This window comes from Dyella sp. SYSU CM1112, from assembly GCF_058216415.1.
This window is the reverse complement of the sequence record NZ_JBZEGI010000002.1, coordinates 498240-514771: the sequence shown is the minus strand read 5'-3', so window position 1 is coordinate 514771 and position 16532 is coordinate 498240. Positions and strand designations below refer to the sequence as shown.

The following is a 16532-nucleotide window of genomic DNA, read 5'->3' as shown; positions in this document are numbered from 1 at the left end:
GTGAGTCAGGACGGGGGACTTACGCCTCGGGAGAGTAGTGCGACTGCGTGCCGTGCGATGTCGGAAGATGCCAACGCTTTGCGTAGGGGATCGTTGTTCCATGCTTTGGAAGCCACCCACGGCAGGATAGTGAGGCCGAAGATGGAAACGAATAGCAGGGAAGGTTCGAGATCAGGATTGAGCTTTCCTTCGGCTTGCCATCGTGTGATGCATGCGATGACGGATTGCTGATGCAAGCTTCCATAACGTTGCTGGATACGCTGACGAAGCATGCCGTTGTCGCTGAACACTTCGCGCATCCAGAGCGGAGCAAACCAGGGGTGGCGAGTAGCACTTTCGACCACTTCTTCGGCTAGCCGGGTAATTACGGTGACCGGATCGCCGGCGTTGGCGTCGAATGCTTTGCTGATCGCGTCGCGTCGGGGTTGGATGCGCTCGTCGATCAATACATCCAGCAACTGGTCGCGTGTCTTGAAGTAATAGTGGAGCATGGCTGGCGTCACGCCGGCTTCGTGCGCAATGGCCGACAGCGACGTTTCGGCAATGCCTTGACGCGCAAATAGCATGAGCGCGGTGTCCAGCAGACGACTCCGTTGCTCTTGCTTGTTGACGGAGCCGGAGGGACGTCGAGGGTCGGCAGGGATTCGTACAAAAACCGGCAATCCCGCTTCTATGATTTGTAAAGGGATTTTGTCACGAACAGTTTGGGCTATAAGCCAGTGCTAATCACCCTCTCGGTGATGCCCAACTGGTTCAAGTGGCTGCGACGTCAGCTCCGATGCGCTTCCTTGCCCTTACGCTGGCAGTTCGCCAGTGTGGATGAAGTCTTCTAACTGTTCTCGGCTGACAATGCGCGCGCCCTGAGCGGTAGCCTGGTTGATCTTGGCGGGGCCAGGTGTGGCGCCTGCGCACAACATAAAGAGGCCCACCGTCACCTTCGTTACCACTGACATGTCGGTTTTCTCGGTAAGGGCCATAAGCTCGGTTTTCTCCGCATCGGTAAAGCCCGTGAAACAGATCTCCAGCCTCTTCTCGCGCTTCGGCGGAGCCGTAGCATAGACGTAATCCCAGGCTGCAGTTTCGGACATCGCGGTGATCTCCGATTCCGATAGCCCGCGTTTCACCAGGATCTTCGTAACCCTTTCGGATGGCATGAGCTTCCCCTGCGGATTCCGGTCAAGTTGAACATCGATTTCAGAAAGGCGTCACCACCCTGCATGTACTTACCGGCCAAATCAACATGGTCGTTCCATTACGTTAATCAAGTCATTAATTAATTTCAACGACCAAGCATGAACGTCGAAGTTTCCGTCCGTCCCAACCACGCTTTGCCGGCCACGGAGCCGCCGATGACGCGGACTGTGGAGCACGATCATCCGCCGATTCGCCTGCTGTTTTCCGCGCTGATGCTGGTGATGCTGCTGGCGGCGCTCGACCAGACCATCGTGTCCACTGCGCTGCCGACCATCGTGGGAGATCTGGGCGGCTTGGAAAGTCTTTCCTGGGTGGTCACCGCCTATTTGCTCACCTCGACCATCGTCGTGCCCTTGTACGGAAAATTCGGCGATCTGTTCGGCAGAAAGATCGTGCTGCAGGCGGCCATCGTGGTGTTTCTGGTTGGTTCGGCGCTCTGCGGCGTGGCGCAGAACATGACGCAGCTGATCTTGATGCGCGCGTTGCAGGGCTTGGGCGGCGGTGGCCTGCTGGTCATAACTATGGCAGCGATCGGCGATGTGATTCCCCCGGCGGAACGCGGCCGGTACCAAGGTATGTTCGGCGGTATCTATGGACTGGCTACGGTAGTGGGGCCGCTGCTCGGCGGTTTTCTGGTCGAGCATCTATCATGGCGCTGGATTTTCTACATCAATCTGCCGCTGGGCGTGCTGGCTTTGTCGGTTATCGGCGCGGTATTCAAGCCGCATACGGCCCATGTGAAGCACCGGATCGATTACATGGGAGCCGGATTCCTGGCGACCACGTTGACATGCATCGTGCTGTTTACGACGCAAGGTGGCGTGATCCTGCCTTGGTCATCAGCCCAACTCTGGTTCACCTTGATTTTCGGCCTGGTGGCGCTGGCGGGGTTCATCTATGAAGAGCGTCACGCCGCAGAACCGATCATTCCTTTGCCGTTGTTCCAGGAGCGCACGTTCCTGCTGAGTTGCCTGATCGGATTCATCATCGGTATGTCGCTGTTTGGCTCGATGACGTTCTTGCCGCTCTATCTGCAAGTGGTGAAAAACTCCACGCCCTCCGAGGCCGGCATGCAGCTGCTTCCGATGATGTGCGGGATCACGGTCAGTTCCATTACGAGTGGACGCATCATCACCCGCCTGGGACGCTATCGCGTATTTCCCATCATGGGTACGCTCTTGTCGTTCGCGGCGATGGGGTTGCTCGGCACGTTGAAGAACGACACGCCGGTCGAATATCTCTATCTCTACATCTGCCTGCTTGGCATCGGGCTTGGCATGGTGATGCAGGTGCTGATCCTGGCCGTGCAGAACAGTGTGCACTTCAAATACATCGGCGTGGCGACGTCGGGGGCCACCTTGTTCCGCTCCATTGGTGGATCGATCGGCGTGGCGGCCTTTGGCGCGCTGTTCACAAACGGCTTGCACACGCGATTGGCAGCGACCTTGCCGCGTGGCACCGTGCTGCCTCATTCACTGGGACCGCAAAGCGTGCATCAGTTGCCTGCTGCAGTGCGCGAGATCTATTTGCAGGCCTTCGGTGGCGCCTTGCACACGGTCTATACGATAGCCGCATGCGTGATCGTGCTGGCTTTCCTGTTGGCGTGGCTGCTGGAAGACGTGCCGCTACGCAAGCGGCATTGAGGGGTGTTCGCGCGGCGCAAACGGCACCCTTGTGGAAAATAACTCCCTCCCTTGCTTATGGCAGGGGAGGGGTTGGTTTGAGATCGAGCGAGCTTGTCAGCAGCTTGAATTCACCATGCGCTTCTATTGCCCATCCCGTGCTCAATAAGCGAGTGAAGCGAGCACATTACGAACGCAGGCCAACCCCTCGTTGCAACAGACTGAGTGCCAGCCAGCTGAGCACGATCACGAACAGCAGCATCACGCCGAACGCCACGCCGATGTGTACGTCGCTGATACCCAGCACACCGAAGCGGAAAGCGTTCACCATGTACAGGATGGGATTGATGCGCGAGAGCGCCTGCCAGGGTTCGCTGAGCATGTTCACCGAGTAAAACACGCCGCCCAGATAGGTGAGTGGGGTGAGTACGAAAGTGGGAACCAGTGCGATGTCGTCGAACTTCTTCGCATAGATGGCGTTGACGAAACCGGCCAGCGAAAAAATCGTGGCGCCGAACAGTACCGACAGCAGTGTGATCAGCACATGCGCGACGTGCAGCTTGGTAAAGAACAGCGCAATCAGCAGCACCAGCAGGCCGACCACCAGGCCGCGCGCCACGGCTCCCACGACATAGCCGAGCAGGATCACCCAATTCGACATTGGCGACACCAGCATTTCTTCCACCGAGCGCTGGAACTTGGCGCCGAAGAAGGAGCTGGAGATATTGCCGTAACTGTTGGTGATGATGCTCATCATCACCAGGCCCGGCACGATGTACTGCATATAGCTGAATTCGCCCTGGATGCTACCGATGCGGCTGCCGATCAGCTTGCCGAAGATGACGAAATAAAGCGTCATCGTGATGGCGGGTGGAATCAGGGTTTGCGTCCAGATGCGCATGATGCGCACGATTTCGCGGCGTACGATGGTTTGCAGCGCGACGAGATTGCCAGACATGTTGCTGGTCATGCTGCTTTCTCCTTGGGATCCTGGCGACCGTTTTCCACGAGGCGCACGAACAGTTCTTCCAGGCGGTTGGTCTTGTTGCGCATGGAGATCACGGTGATGCCATGCGTGGTAAGTGCGTCGAACAGGGCGTTCATGGGCTGGGTGCGCGGCATTTCGGCTTCGAGCGTGTGTGCATCGACGCGACGGAAGATAATGCCGGGCAGACTCGGTAGCTGTTCCGGGAGATTGTCTACGTCGAACACGAACGTTTCCACGTCGAGCTTCGACAGCAACAGCTTCATCGACGTGTTTTCCACGATGGTGCCGTGATCGATGATCGCGATGTTGCGGCAAAGCTGCTCGGCTTCTTCGAGGTAATGCGTGGTAAGGATGACGGTGGTGCCCGCCGCGTTGATGCCGCTGACGAATTGCCACATCGAGCGGCGGATTTCGATGTCCACGCCGGCAGTGGGTTCGTCCAGGATCAGCAGGCGTGGCTCGTTCATCATCGCGCGGGCGATCATCAGCCGGCGCTTCATGCCGCCGGACAGCATGCGCGCCTGATCTTGCGCCTTGTCCCAGAGGCGCAACTCCTTGAGGTACTTTTCGGCACGCTCGGCTGCGATCTTGCGGGGGATGCCGTAGAAGCCGGCTTCATTGACGCAAATGTCGAAGGGCTTCTCGAATTGATTGAAGTTGATCTCCTGGGGAACCAGGCCGATCAGCTTCATGGCTTCGTTGCGCTGCTTGTTCACGGAGACGCCGAAGATACGCGCATCGCCTTCGCTAGAGTTCACCAGGGACGAAAGAATGCCGATCAGCGTGGACTTGCCGGCGCCATTGGGTCCGAGCAGGGCAAAGAAATCACCCGGTTCTACCGTGAGATGGATGCCCTTGAGGGCCTGGACACCGTTGCTGTAGGTCTTGCGCAGGTTTTCGACGACGAGCGCTGGGGTAGAGGACATGGGCTGCACCAGTAGGTTTAGCCCCTTATTATAGCGGGCCTTGTCCCGACGACCCGTTCGGCCGGGCGTACTCACTGTTTCTTTTCGGATACCCGCATGGCCGAACACTTCACCCTTCGCCTCGTCGACAGCCGCATGCTTGCGCCGAGCGTGCGCCACCTGGCTTTCGAACGGGTGGATGGACAGCCGCTTGCCTTCATTCCCGGCCAGTTTCTGCAGATCCATTTCCACTATGACGATGGCACGGCGACCAAGCGCAGCTACTCCATCGCTACCGTGGGGGATGGCGTATCGCCGGTACAACGGATTGAAATTGCAGTCAGCTACGTTGAAGGCGGGGCTGCCACCCGGCTTCTCGGCGGCTTGCAGATGGGCGGCACCATCGAGGCGAGCGGCCCTTATGGGCGTTTCTGCCTGCAAGACAGCGACACACATCCGCGCTATTTGCTGCTGGCCACAGGCACCGGCGTGACGCCTTATCGCGCCATGCTGCCCGTATTCGAAAAGTTGCTGGCGAAAGGCGAGCGTGAAGTCGTGTTGCTCTATGGTGCGCGCAACGAGACGGAGTTGCTGTACGGCGAGGAATTCGAGGTGTTCGCGCAGACGCATCCGGGTTTTTCGTTTTACGGATGCCTCAGTCGCCAACCGCGCGCGGTGCCGCGCGTCAATGATCGGCCGGGGCATGTGCAAAGCGTGCTGGCGGAGCTGCAGCCTTCCGCTGGCAGAGATATCGCCTATTTGTGCGGTAATCCCAACATGGTCGATGCTGCGTTCAATGCTCTGAAGGAATCCGGCTTGCCGATTCCACAGATTCGCCGTGAGAAATACATATCTTCGCGCTGATCATGCGCAGATCGAATAAGGCCTAAAGCGTGTCGGCTTTTTGCCGATAAAGCCTATGTCGGAAGTGCGATGTCCCATGAAGTGTCATGGGCATGACGCCTTTTCGTGCCAGAACGCGATCGTGACAAGCCCGCTGCCCTCGGGCTTCGAGCGATTGCGCCTTGCGACAGTCTTCGATCGACCGTTCCCGCCCATAGAAGAAGAAAGGAACCCCCTTCACGCATTGTTTCACTGCAATTTCACGTAACGCCTACAGCCACTCCACGAACGATCCTTTCAGGGCTCGCATTACCTAATTTATGTGATGGGGTTGGCAATTTCTTAAGGTGCTTCGGCGGAGGCTCTAAAGGCCGGTACGCCGTGGCCGATGTGCCCTCAAGGCAATCGCGATTTGGGCGAGCGCCGGTGGAGGGCAGTGCTATGCGTAGTCCGCGTTACGTCATATTGGCTGGCTGTTTTTTGGGCCTGGTGCTCGGTTCGCCCGCCGCAAGGGCAGGCGGTGATATAGCAGCAGGCGGCACGATCACGTTCGTCGGAGCCGTCGTTGAGCCGACATGCAGCATTGCCAATGAGCCCGACTCTTTGCATCTGGTGACCAGCCCGGCCGCCAGCGAACAATCCACGCGGCATATTTGCTCTGGGCCGTCGGGAAGTCAGGTCGAGGCGTCGCGTATCTACGAGGCAAACGTTACTCATCTGTCTGCCACGACACCCGACCGGGTGCTGAGCTATTTCGATCACTACGTACGCGCGGCGAATCCTGGCGGTGCCGATCCCGAGTTGGTCACGCAGACTTACGAATAGCGTTCCTGCATTCGATCTGCGCGATTACTGATAGGTCATCGTGAACGTGGCGGTGGCGCTGACATTGCCAGCTGTTACCGGCGTGCCGGTATCGAAGTACTGCGCATAGTATTGGACAGACATGGTGCCGCCGGGCGAAGCACCGAGATTTTGCGCCGACCCAAACGTGACGGCGGTCGGTGTGACATAGCCGTTGGCGTTGGTGCCCGCATAAAGCAATTGCACGCCGATATTCTTCGCGAAGTTGGTGCCGGTGGTTGGATTTATCACTCCCGTGTATGTGGCATTCGCGTTCGAGGTACTCATGGTGATGAATACCGTGGTGCCTGTCTGGCAGCTCAGGTTGATATTGAAAGGCGTCATGCCGGCACCGAAGCCGGCTCCCGGGAAGGCGTTGCTAGCCATCGTGGGTAGCGTGACCGTCAGGCCGGTGGAATCCGAGTTCACGGTGCATCCTTGCAGGGAGACGGTGGCGCCGCCGTTGATCGTCAGGTTGGTGCCCAGGCTCGCGCTGGTGCTCGCATTGCAGCCGCAACCGTAGATGTACCACTCGAAATTAGGCAGCAGCGCCTTGGAAGTGAGCGTGCCCGGCGTGACGGTACCCGTGACGATGAATTGAGCGGTGTAGTTGACGGCCAGCGTGCCGCTGGGAGCGGAAATGCTGCCGACCACGTATGCATTCGTCTGTTGGTCGCCGGGATTCTGGTCATAGCCGCTCATCGCGGGATTCATCGTCAGCTGGATGCCGATGCCAGGAATATTAGTGCTGAAAATGAGCGAGTTGATGTTCGCATCGCTGGAACTGGGCGGTTGCCCGACCAGCAGGCTGGGGGTCAGGTTGAAGACCTGGATGCTGGCGCGATCCAGCGGATTTTCGCTTCTGCTGGTGGGAATGTTTTTACAGTTAAAGGTAGCGGTCCCTGGCTGAGCTGCGCCTAGCAGGGAGCCTACCGGTGTGTCATGCGTGACAGTGACATCCGGCATGCTGATGCTGACGCTACCGCCTGTGCATGATGGATTGGCCGCCCGCGCTGCATGGGCCACGCCGATGCAGATAAGAAAAACCGCCAAGATGGCGATGAGTCGCCGGCTGCGGAAAGCAGGTCCCAATCGAAGCGTCATAAGCCGTTCCCCGCGACCTGCGCAACCGTTCTCGGTTTGGCGCACGTCACATTGATTTCTTCATAGCGCTTGCTGCGTTTTTCACCCTTGCTCGGAGCGAGCTTGTAGGGGAAAGAACAGGATTGCGCAGTGCCTTGGTCATCGGTCCAGTGCACATCGAGCAAGCCTTGCAGTTTTACGCCGCGTAGGAGTACCTGGCCGGCCTGGCCGACGATGCCGAGGGTGCGACCTTTTTCGTCGTCGACCTCGGCCCCGAAGGGGAGTGCGTTGCCGTCTTCGGAGTGGGCGCGGACCACAATGGTCCGTCCGCTCTCGGTCTTGAATTTCATCAACACGATAGCGCCGGCATACGGAGCGACCCGTGCACTGGTTGCATCCAGCTGCACATCCAGCGGCAAGCCCTTGGGATCGATCTGCACGACATTGAGGTTGTACGGGTTGAGATAAGGAATCAGGGCGTAGCCGCCGCGGTCGACCGTTGCTCCCGCGGAACTGTTGATGTGCGCGCCTGCCGCGCCAGGTACGTAGACGATGCCGACCGTGTCGCCGGTCGGTTGGCCGAAGGTGACGCCGCCGGCATGTGCCACGATCGCACCGCTTACACCCAGAGAGGTTTGCGAATAGCCGTTGCCGTTACCGTAGCTTGCATCGAATACCGCATACGGACTGCGATAGGCGCCGTTGACGCTACCGGCATTTCCACCGCCGCTGCTGCTGTGCGTGGCGGTGGCACCGTAGCTGAATTGGCTTTCGCTGCCCAGCGTGCCGTTGATCATGGCCTGGTCTTGCGAACCCGTGCTTTGGTCGTGCGACACATTCAACGTGAAGTTCGGCGCATGCGGACCGCTGCCGAGAGGGATGCTGATGTTGATGAAGTATTGATTGTCGTAATGGCCGAGTACATCCACTGCGCGAGTGGCAGAAATACCGTAGTTCACGCGATGGAAGGTGTTGTTGTAGCCGACCTGGAATTGGGTGTCCGTACCGTTGCGGTTCCAGTAATCACTGGCGGTGACGTTCGCGTAGATGGAGCCTCCGCTTTCACCCAGTCGCTGGTTTAGCGACATCGTGAAGTTGTTGCGGCGAAGTTGCAGGCCGGTAGCGGCGATTGGGTTGCCGCCGAGTGTCGTGCCGGAAAGCGCCGCCTGCTGCGCGGGCGTCAGGATGCTTTGACTGGGCACGCCGTCGATGGTGGAGGTAATCGTAGGCGGTACATAGTTGAATGCGTTGATGCCACGGCGCGCGTAATCGCGCGCTTCGGCAGCGTCGGCAAGATCCAGATAACCGCCGGTGGAATAGCGGTAGGCGGCAACGGACAGGGTCGTCTGTGTCGATGGAATGATTTTGCTATAGGACAGTCGCACGCTTTGACCCGATTGCGCGGCATAGCCTGGAATATGTGCGTGCGACTCGGTGACGTCCAAAGCAAAAGCGCCGTAGCGGGTGTTCACGGCGCTACCGATCAGGGCTTCGGCATAACTCTGGGAAGCGGCAATACCTGCGTAAGCGGTCAGCAGATTATTGATGCCGCGCTGGATCGTTGCCTGCACGACGGCGGGTTTGTCGTGAATGGAGGTATCGCGCAGTTGGCCCACGGCGAGGTCGAAACGTGTGATGCCGGGACGAAGCAATTGCGCAACGGATGCGTAGGGCACCGTAAAGGTGCTGACGTGCCCATCCGCTTCGGTGACGGTGACGTCCAGGCTGCCGCCGTAGCCGGTCGGATACAGATCGTTGATCGTAAAGGGGCCCGGCGCGACCGTGGTTTCATAGATCAATACACCGTTTTGGCGCACCGTTACCTTGGCGTTGGTGTTGGCGACACCGCGGATAATGGGTGCGTAGCCTTGCAGCGATTGCGGCAACATGCGGTCGTCTGTGGCCAGCTGCACGCCGCGCAAGCCATAGCTGTCGAACACCGTGCCGTCGGTGTAGCTGTCGCCGAGCGTCAGCAACGCGCGTATGGAAGGTAGATCGCGCTGGATATAGGCGTCGATGTTCTGCCACTGACGACGAGCCGGTGTCGTGCCGCTCGCCGACTGCCAATTGACGGTTGCGTCTTCACGCAAGTGCCATGGCCCGAGATTCAAGCCGGCGTTGAGGCCGAGGTACGACGTGGTTTGCGTTTGCCCCTGGCTGCTGGTCCGGTAGCCATTGAAGTTGTAATTCAACATCGCAGCGGGAATGCCTTCGTCCCAGTATTCGGGACTGACATAACCGCGCGGCATCTTGCCGAGATAGGCCTGCGGCACGCTGGCATCCAGGCGCAACTGCGTCATGTCGAAGCTCAGCGTTGCATGCGGAATCAAGCTGTCGAGACTCACGCAGGCCTTGGGGTCGTCTAGTTGCGCAAGCGTCGCGGGGGACAATTTCGCCGGGTGCAAGTTGAGCGTGTCGAGTAATTTGCGATCGACGCACGGCGTGGCATTGGCCTGGGGCGTGGTGATGGCAAAGCGCACATTGTCGCGTGCCATCCAGGTGTTATTGAGAAAAATATCGGCGTTGTAGATACCAGGGGTGACGGGGTTGCCATGCTCGAAGCGCGACAGGTCGGTCGTATTCTGGCCTGCTCCGGCGAGCAAGCTACGATCGAAATCCGCATCTCCGCCATTGGCATCCGCACCATTCGATGAAGCCGACGCGCCACCATTCGCGGCGGGAAACGCATGTGCGGGAAGCTGCCAGCCGCCGAGTACACCTGCGATCACCGCGCACAGCGCGGCACGCTTGCACGCCACGGACCAGCGCGGGCGTCCTGCCTGCTGCTGAGTGGCGTGCGATGCGTTCACGGCGCGACCGTTCCCTTCAAGCTGACCGTGGCGCCGTAGTCGTTAATGCAGTTGTACTGAACGGCACTGCCGGGCACGGCAGCCGATTTCATGGTCGGCACTGACAACTGCAGATCGGAAAACGGCGCCACCATGCCGGGCTTGGCCGCATACGACGTGCCGCCGATGTTGACGGAGGCGCTGCTGAGGGTGACGTAGTACGGCGTTGGGTTGTGTACCAGCAAAGTGCCAGTGCCGGCTGCCTTGAAACGGATCGCATCCGGCGCCTTGATCGGATTGCCGGCCAGGCCGGCCGGCCGATAAAACAGCTTCAGGCGCGAACGGATCGCCAGCTGCAGATAATTCTTGCCCTGGTATTGCGCGCCCGATGGCTTGGGCGGCACTTCCAGGACATTGAGCCAGAACAACGTCTCATGGTCGGTAGGCAGCGGCTGTTGGCTCTGCGTAAACAAAATACGCAGGTCTTGATCCCGCTTGGGCTCCATGCGGAAGAGCGGCGGCGTGATCAGAAAAGGGGTATTGGCTTTATCCGGCGTGGAATCCGGGTTGCCGCTATCGATCCATGCCTCGATCAGCGCCGGAGCAATGCCCTGATTGCTGAGGCGGACCGTTACCTCGCCATCACTCGCCGGGAAAATTACCCGGGTACCGGCGATAACGACATTGGCATCGGCTGCCGACGCGGATAACGCGCACATAACGGCCAGCGACGCCACTGCCAGGGCGTGGATGAGTCTGTTCATGGGGATCTCGAAAGGCGGCTGAAGGCGCGCTGCGACCGGGTTACGGTCGCAGCGCCACTGCATGGACTACTTATTGGTAGACCAGGTCGTACTGGACCGAGGTGCTGACGGCACCGGCCGTTGCACCGCCGGCCGGTGAAACATAGGCCGCGTAATAGGTGTAGGTTGGGTTGCTGCCCGTGCCGGTCAGCGGAGCAGCGGTACCCGCATTCTGGCTGCCTGAAGCCTGATTCAGCTTGACCGAATTCGTCAGGGTCTGGTCATTCGAGAGCACGATCTCGACGTTGGTGGCACCACCGGAGGCGGCATTCTTGAGGTAGCCGTTGGTGGCGTCCGTGTTAGCGCCCAGTTCGAAGTTCGGCAGCACGGTGTTCTTGGTCAGGCCGGTCACGGCCGAGCAGCCCGTGAGGGCAATCTTCAGCGCAGTCCAGCCAGCGGTGGAGTTGGCGGCGTTAAGCGTGCCGGTATCGACGGTTGGCAGCGTAATGGTGGTGCTGGCGCCGCTACCGTTCACGCTGACCTGGCAGGTCGAGGTGACGATCTGGCCATTGATGGTGATGGTGCCGCTGCTGGTGTTGGTGGCAGCAAATGCAGCTAGCGGGGCAATCGCCACGGCACTGGTCAGCAGCGCAGCGGTGATGAGGGTCTTTTTCATCGCGTTTTCCTTAGGTTACGTGTGTGTAAGGGTGCAGCGTTTCAGTTAAAGCGCTTGCAGTGGGCCGGGCGTTTTCCCGCCCCCTCACGGGCAGGCCCACGCCTTGCATGGGTGGCTCAGCAACATTCGGGCCAAAAATGTGATCCCCATCACATTGTTTGCGATGACTGACCGATTTCCAAGACATTTCCTTGCCGAAACTGAACCAAATCCCGTTGTAACGTCAGAAAAAGTGTGAACTAGTCGTACAAATTGCCGAATCTTCCCGTCAAGAAGTGACGCCGAACGGCAGAAATCGGCCGTACATCGGGAGTGATTTCTCCTCTTTGTAAAGCAAACTTGACATGGACAAGGGGGCCGCCTAGGCTTATGTCAAGCATGCTTTACATGCTTGCTTAAGAGCCGAGGGCGATGCGTGCGGATCGTCGTGCCAGTCACGGGTGACGCGAAGGGAGCGTTGCCTCGGCTGCAACCGTCGAGGGGTTGGGGGAGGGGCTATGTCACGTCTTTCGAAGCAGCAATACGAGCGGAGGACCTTAGTGGTCGTCGTGCTCTACACCGTGTTTATGTTGCTTGCGTGGCCGGCGGTGCATACGGTCGGCAACGTATTCGGCAAGGCGGCATTGGCGTTGATGCCGGCCGCAGCCATGGTTTATCTCATCGCCCTGATGGCGCGACGTGTTCTTGCCAGCGACGAGCTTGAACAGCGCACGCACTTGATGGCACTGGGTATCGCCACAGCGGTCATCGGAGCGCTCAGTCTGGCCGGTGGCTTTCTCTCCATCGCCGGCGTCTGGAAGTTGGATGGCTCCATTCTTATCTGGGTGTTCCCTACATTGATGTTGACGTATAGCGCTGCACGCTGGGGCATACAGCGACGCTACGGTGTGACCGGTTTTTGTGAAGAAGCAGGTCGCCCATGGCTTCCTCTGCGCTTCATGGCGGCCGGTTTGGCATTCCTGCTGGTTGCAGCGCTGCATCCGCGTGGCTTGGACAGTTACCAGCTTGGATTTCTTTACGGCACCGGCGCGGCTTTTGCGGGGATGGGATGCCTGTTTGCTGTCGTGCGTTTCTATCGACGCAGGCGCCGGCATGACTGATCGCAGCGGGCGTGCGATGTATGGATGCAAACACCAAATGTCATGAATAACCATGTCCGAGAGTTGCGCGGAGAGCGTGGCTGGTCGCAAGCCGACCTTGCGCAAAAACTGGATGTATCACGGCAAACCATCAACGCCATCGAGACAGGAAAGTACGATCCCAGCCTGCCGCTGGCGTTCAAGATCGCGCGCCTGTTCGGCATGGCGATTGAATTGATCTTTGTGCCCGAAGAGGAGTGAAGCCGGCATGGCCTTGAAGGCAAGAACAGCATGGCGCGTCATCGTTGCCCTCGCCGTTATCGGCGCCCTGGTCTATCAACATTGGCGAGCCAGGGAAAAGCCCGCTACTGCCAGGACCGACGTCACGTCCCTCGCCGCACCTATCGAAACCAAGCAGCTACCCAAAACGGTACGTACCTGGCACCGCGGATCGCTTACCTTCAAATCGTGCGAGCTTGGGCGACCGGGCAGCGGCGCGACGACCGAGGCATGGTGCACGAGCTTCGAGGTGCCAGAAAACCGCGACGACCCGCATAGCCGACGCATTGCCTTGAAGCTGGCGATCGCACGCAGCGATGCACAGGTGCCCAAATCCGACATGGCCGTATTGCTCGCAGGCGGTCCCGGCGAAGCGGCCACCGAATCGTGGGTGCTTGAAGCACCGGCCTTTGCCGACGTGCTCAAGCATCGCGACGTGTTGCTGCTCGATCAGCGCGGTACCGGCGGCTCCCATCCGTTGAGCTGCAAGAACGCAGAGGAGCATGCCGACGAGAATGCCTTGACGTTCGACCTGGACAAGGTTCGCAAGGACGTGGCGGCATGTCTTGCCGAAGTGGAACAAAAGGCCGATCCGCGTTTTTACACCACCACCATTGCGGTGCAGGATCTGGAGGATGTGCGCAAAGCACTCGGCTCGCCGATGCTGGATCTGGTCGGGGTCTCCTACGGCACCCGCATGGCACAGCAATATGTCAGGCGTTATCCCGGCAGTGTACGGAGCGTCGTGCTCGATTCCGTCGTGCCCAACCAGGTGGTGCTGGGTGAAGATTTTGCACAGAACCTGGATAACGCGCTCAAGCTGGATTTCGCACAATGCACGGCGGTGGCCGACTGCAAGCAACACTTCGGCGATTCGATGCAGACGCTCTATCAACTGCGCGATGCATTGCGAGCGAATCCCCACACGGTAAGTTTTCGTGATCCAGAGACGTACCAGACCGTAGTCCGTCCATTGACGGAGTTCTCCCTCGCCAGCGTGGTGCGCATGTTTGCGTATCAGCCAGAAACGGCTGCCTTGCTGCCCTTGTCGATCAACGCTGCGGCGCACGGCGATGTGGGTCCTCTGCTTGGGCAGGCCAAACTGCTCAATGGCGACTTGAGCGGCGATATGAACAACGGCATGTCGATGAGTGTGATTTGCAGCGAGGATGCGGACCTGTTGCATCCTCGTCCGCAAGACCAGAACACGATTCTTGGCAATCACCTGATTGATGCCATCAAGGCGCAATGCGATGTATGGCCGCACGGCGCGCGCCCTGCAGATTTTCATGCACCGCTGAAGAGCGACAAGCCCATGCTTCTTCTGTCAGGTGAATTCGATCCGGTCACGCCGCCATCCTATGGCAAGCAGATTCTTCCCGGGCTGACGGATGCGCGGCAGCTGATTTTCAAGGGGCAGGGGCATTCGCTCCTTGGTCGCGGCTGCATGCCGCAATTGCTCGGCAAATTCATCGATCACCCCGATCCCAAACAGCTGGACGCAACGTGCCTGGACAAGCTGGGTGACACGCCTGCGTTCATCGACTTCAACGGAGCTTCGCCATGATCGAAGTGAAGAATCTGCACAAGCATTTCGGTGAGCTGAAAGCCGTGGATGGAGTGAGCTTTACGGCCAGGGACGGGCAGATCACAGGATTGCTGGGACCGAATGGTGCCGGCAAGACCACCACGCTTCGCATGCTCTATACGCTGATGGCACCTGATCAAGGGCAAGTGCTGGTCGATGGCATGGATGCCGCGACCGATGCGCAAGCCGTGCGCCGGCAGTTGGGCGTGTTGCCCGATGCACGTGGCCTATACAAGCGCCTGACCGCACGCGAGAACATTGACTACTTCGCGAAACTGCAAGGCTTGGATGAAGCGACGATGCGTGCACGCCGAGAGCAGCTCATCGATGCGCTCGATATGGCTGACATTGCCGATCGCCGCACCGAAGGCTTCTCACAAGGACAACGCGTTAAGACGGCGATTGCGCGAGCGCTGGTGCACGATCCCAGGAACGTGATTCTCGACGAACCGACCAATGGCCTGGACGTCATGGCGACGCGTGGGCTGCGGCAGTTCATGCGCCAGTTGCGGAACGAGGGCCGTTGCGTGCTGTTCTCCAGCCACATCATGCAAGAAGTGGCGGCATTGTGCGATCGCATCGTGGTGATTGCACATGGACGGGTGGTTGCCGATGAGACACCGGATGCCTTGCGCGCGCAGACCGGCGAAGCAAACCTGGAGGATGCCTTCGTGAAGATCATCGGCAGCGACGAGGGGTTGGCGGCATGAACACAACCTTGACCGTCTTCCTCAAGGAAGTGAAAGAAAATTTGCGCGACCGGCGCACGTTGACCAGTGCCTTGATCTTCGGTCCCTTGATTGGGCCGATCATCTTCGTGTTGATCATGAATACCGTGCTCACGCGCGAATTGAACAAAGCCGATCAACCTATCCAGGTACCGGTGATCGGTGCGCAGTACGCGCCCAACATGATCGACGCGCTCAAGCAGCAAGGGCTCGATCCGCAGCCGGCCATTGCCGATGCGGAAGCGGCGGTGCGTGATCGCGATACGGACGTGGTGTTGCGTATTCCGAAAGACTTCGGCAAATCCTGGCGCAACGGCCAGACTGCCCAGGTCGAGTTGATCTATGACTCATCCGTGCGGGACGCGGGCAGCTCCGTCGATCGCGTACGGCGCATGCTCGCAACCTATAGCCGCCATGAAGGGGCCATGCGCCTGGTGGCGCGTGGTCTTGCGCCAACCATGATGGCTCCGGTTTCCGTGGACGACCGTGATCAATCGACACCGCAATCGCGCGCGGGACAATTGTTTTCGATCATGCCGTATTTCTTCGTGCTCACGATCTTCATGGGCGGCATGTATCTGGCTATCGACCTCACCGCGGGTGAACGCGAGCGGCAGTCGCTGGAGCCGCTTTTTGCCAATCCGGTGCCGCGCTGGACCATTTTGCTGGGCAAGCTGGGTGCGATCTGCGTTTTCTCGCTGACCAGCCTGCTGATCAGCGTGGTGGCGTTTGGCGTGTGCGGCCGGCTTATTCCCGCCGATCGCATGGGCATGACGCTCGACCTGGGTATGTCGTTTGCCTTGCAGGTGCTGTTGATCATGCTGCCTTTGATCATGCTCCTGGCATCCCTGCAGACGCTGGTGGCAGCCTTTGCGAAGAGTTATCGCGAAGCACAGACCTATCTGTCGGTGTTGATGCTGGTACCCGCGTTGCCTTCCATCCTGTTGAGCGTGGCACCTGTCAAAGTCGCCGCCTGGATGTACGACATTCCGCTGCTGGGTCAGCAGGTGGGCATTACGGAACTCTTGCGCGGCAATGCGCTGAGCATGGTGCAGATCGCGAACTGCGTCGTGTCGGGCCTGGTGGTTGCTATCTTGGTGACGTTGATTACCGCTTGGGTGTATCGCTCGGAGCGCCTGGCTATTTCAGTCTGAGCCACGCCGTTTCTAAAC

At 59.1% G+C, this 16532-nt stretch carries 16 protein-coding genes; 8 read left to right on the top strand and 8 right to left on the bottom strand.

Annotation, left to right across the window (positions count from 1 at the left end; genetic code table 11):
* Positions 1-5: 5 nt before the first annotated feature.
* Together AC4HNJ_RS05340 and AC4HNJ_RS05335 are read right to left on the bottom strand one after the other, a co-directional pair.
* Positions 6-662: a TetR/AcrR family transcriptional regulator gene (locus AC4HNJ_RS05340; RefSeq protein WP_490478491.1), complete on the bottom strand. Its 657-nt coding sequence runs from the start codon at positions 660-662 to the stop codon at positions 6-8.
* A gap of 132 nt (positions 663-794) precedes the next feature.
* Entirely contained in the window at positions 795-1154 is a 360-nt protein-coding gene (locus AC4HNJ_RS05335) for a BRCT domain-containing protein (RefSeq protein ID WP_490478490.1), read from the bottom strand.
* A gap of 195 nt (positions 1155-1349) precedes the next feature.
* On the opposite strand from AC4HNJ_RS05335, the gene AC4HNJ_RS05330 reads away from it, so the two are divergent.
* Entirely contained in the window at positions 1350-2837 is a 1488-nt protein-coding gene (locus AC4HNJ_RS05330; protein WP_490478489.1) for an MDR family MFS transporter, read from the top strand.
* A gap of 166 nt (positions 2838-3003) precedes the next feature.
* On the opposite strand, the gene AC4HNJ_RS05325 is transcribed toward AC4HNJ_RS05330, so the two are convergent.
* On the bottom strand, positions 3004-3786 hold the full coding sequence (locus AC4HNJ_RS05325; protein WP_490478488.1) for an ABC transporter permease: 783 nt from the start codon (positions 3784-3786) through the stop codon (positions 3004-3006).
* Positions 3783-4730 carry an ABC transporter ATP-binding protein gene (locus AC4HNJ_RS05320; RefSeq protein WP_490478487.1) on the bottom strand — a complete coding sequence of 316 codons (948 nt, stop codon included), beginning with the start codon at positions 4728-4730 and terminating at the stop codon, positions 3783-3785. The genes AC4HNJ_RS05325 and AC4HNJ_RS05320 overlap by 4 nt, the downstream gene beginning before the upstream one ends.
* A 96-nt stretch (positions 4731-4826) precedes the next feature.
* Here AC4HNJ_RS05320 and AC4HNJ_RS05315 point away from each other — a divergent pair, with 96 nt between their 5' ends.
* Complete coding sequence (locus AC4HNJ_RS05315) at positions 4827-5573, top strand: FAD-binding oxidoreductase (RefSeq protein WP_490478486.1); 747 nt, start codon at positions 4827-4829, stop codon at positions 5571-5573.
* A 420-nt stretch (positions 5574-5993) separates the two neighbouring features.
* Positions 5994-6377 carry a hypothetical protein gene (locus AC4HNJ_RS05310; RefSeq protein WP_490478485.1) on the top strand — a complete coding sequence of 128 codons (384 nt, stop codon included), beginning with the start codon at positions 5994-5996 and terminating at the stop codon, positions 6375-6377.
* Between the two features lie 24 nt (positions 6378-6401).
* Here the strand turns inward: AC4HNJ_RS05310 and AC4HNJ_RS05305 are convergent, their stop codons facing one another.
* The 4 genes from AC4HNJ_RS05305 to AC4HNJ_RS05290 form a co-directional block, all read right to left on the bottom strand.
* The gene (locus tag AC4HNJ_RS05305) at positions 6402-7499 is read right to left on the bottom strand and encodes a fimbrial protein (protein WP_490478484.1); all 1098 of its coding nucleotides are present in this window, start codon (positions 7497-7499) and stop codon (positions 6402-6404) included.
* Positions 7496-10288 carry a fimbria/pilus outer membrane usher protein gene (locus AC4HNJ_RS05300; RefSeq protein ID WP_490478483.1) on the bottom strand — a complete coding sequence of 931 codons (2793 nt, stop codon included), beginning with the start codon at positions 10286-10288 and terminating at the stop codon, positions 7496-7498. The genes AC4HNJ_RS05305 and AC4HNJ_RS05300 overlap by 4 nt, the downstream gene beginning before the upstream one ends.
* Complete coding sequence (locus AC4HNJ_RS05295; protein ID WP_490478482.1) at positions 10285-11031, bottom strand: fimbrial biogenesis chaperone; 747 nt, start codon at positions 11029-11031, stop codon at positions 10285-10287. Before AC4HNJ_RS05295 ends, AC4HNJ_RS05300 begins: the two co-directional genes overlap by 4 nt.
* A gap of 70 nt (positions 11032-11101) precedes the next feature.
* Positions 11102-11686, bottom strand: coding sequence for a fimbrial protein (locus tag AC4HNJ_RS05290; protein ID WP_490478481.1), 585 nt, complete (start codon positions 11684-11686; stop codon positions 11102-11104).
* 497 nt (positions 11687-12183) lie between these two features.
* Between AC4HNJ_RS05290 and AC4HNJ_RS05285 the strand changes: the two genes are divergently transcribed.
* Genes AC4HNJ_RS05285 through AC4HNJ_RS05265 form a run of 5 tightly spaced genes read left to right on the top strand, consistent with a single transcriptional unit; the run spans position 12184 to position 16514 of the window.
* Complete coding sequence (locus tag AC4HNJ_RS05285; protein WP_490478480.1) at positions 12184-12786, top strand: hypothetical protein; 603 nt, start codon at positions 12184-12186, stop codon at positions 12784-12786.
* A 42-nt stretch (positions 12787-12828) separates the two neighbouring features.
* Complete coding sequence (locus tag AC4HNJ_RS05280) at positions 12829-13026, top strand: helix-turn-helix transcriptional regulator (RefSeq protein WP_490478479.1); 198 nt, start codon at positions 12829-12831, stop codon at positions 13024-13026.
* Between the two features lie 7 nt (positions 13027-13033).
* The gene (locus AC4HNJ_RS05275; RefSeq protein WP_490478478.1) at positions 13034-14611 is read left to right on the top strand and encodes an alpha/beta fold hydrolase; all 1578 of its coding nucleotides are present in this window, start codon (positions 13034-13036) and stop codon (positions 14609-14611) included.
* The gene (locus AC4HNJ_RS05270) at positions 14608-15342 is read left to right on the top strand and encodes an ABC transporter ATP-binding protein (protein WP_490478477.1); all 735 of its coding nucleotides are present in this window, start codon (positions 14608-14610) and stop codon (positions 15340-15342) included. Before AC4HNJ_RS05275 ends, AC4HNJ_RS05270 begins: the two co-directional genes overlap by 4 nt.
* Positions 15339-16514: an ABC transporter permease gene (locus tag AC4HNJ_RS05265; protein WP_490478476.1), complete on the top strand. Its 1176-nt coding sequence runs from the start codon at positions 15339-15341 to the stop codon at positions 16512-16514. Before AC4HNJ_RS05270 ends, AC4HNJ_RS05265 begins: the two co-directional genes overlap by 4 nt.
* Positions 16515-16532 lie beyond the last annotated feature (18 nt).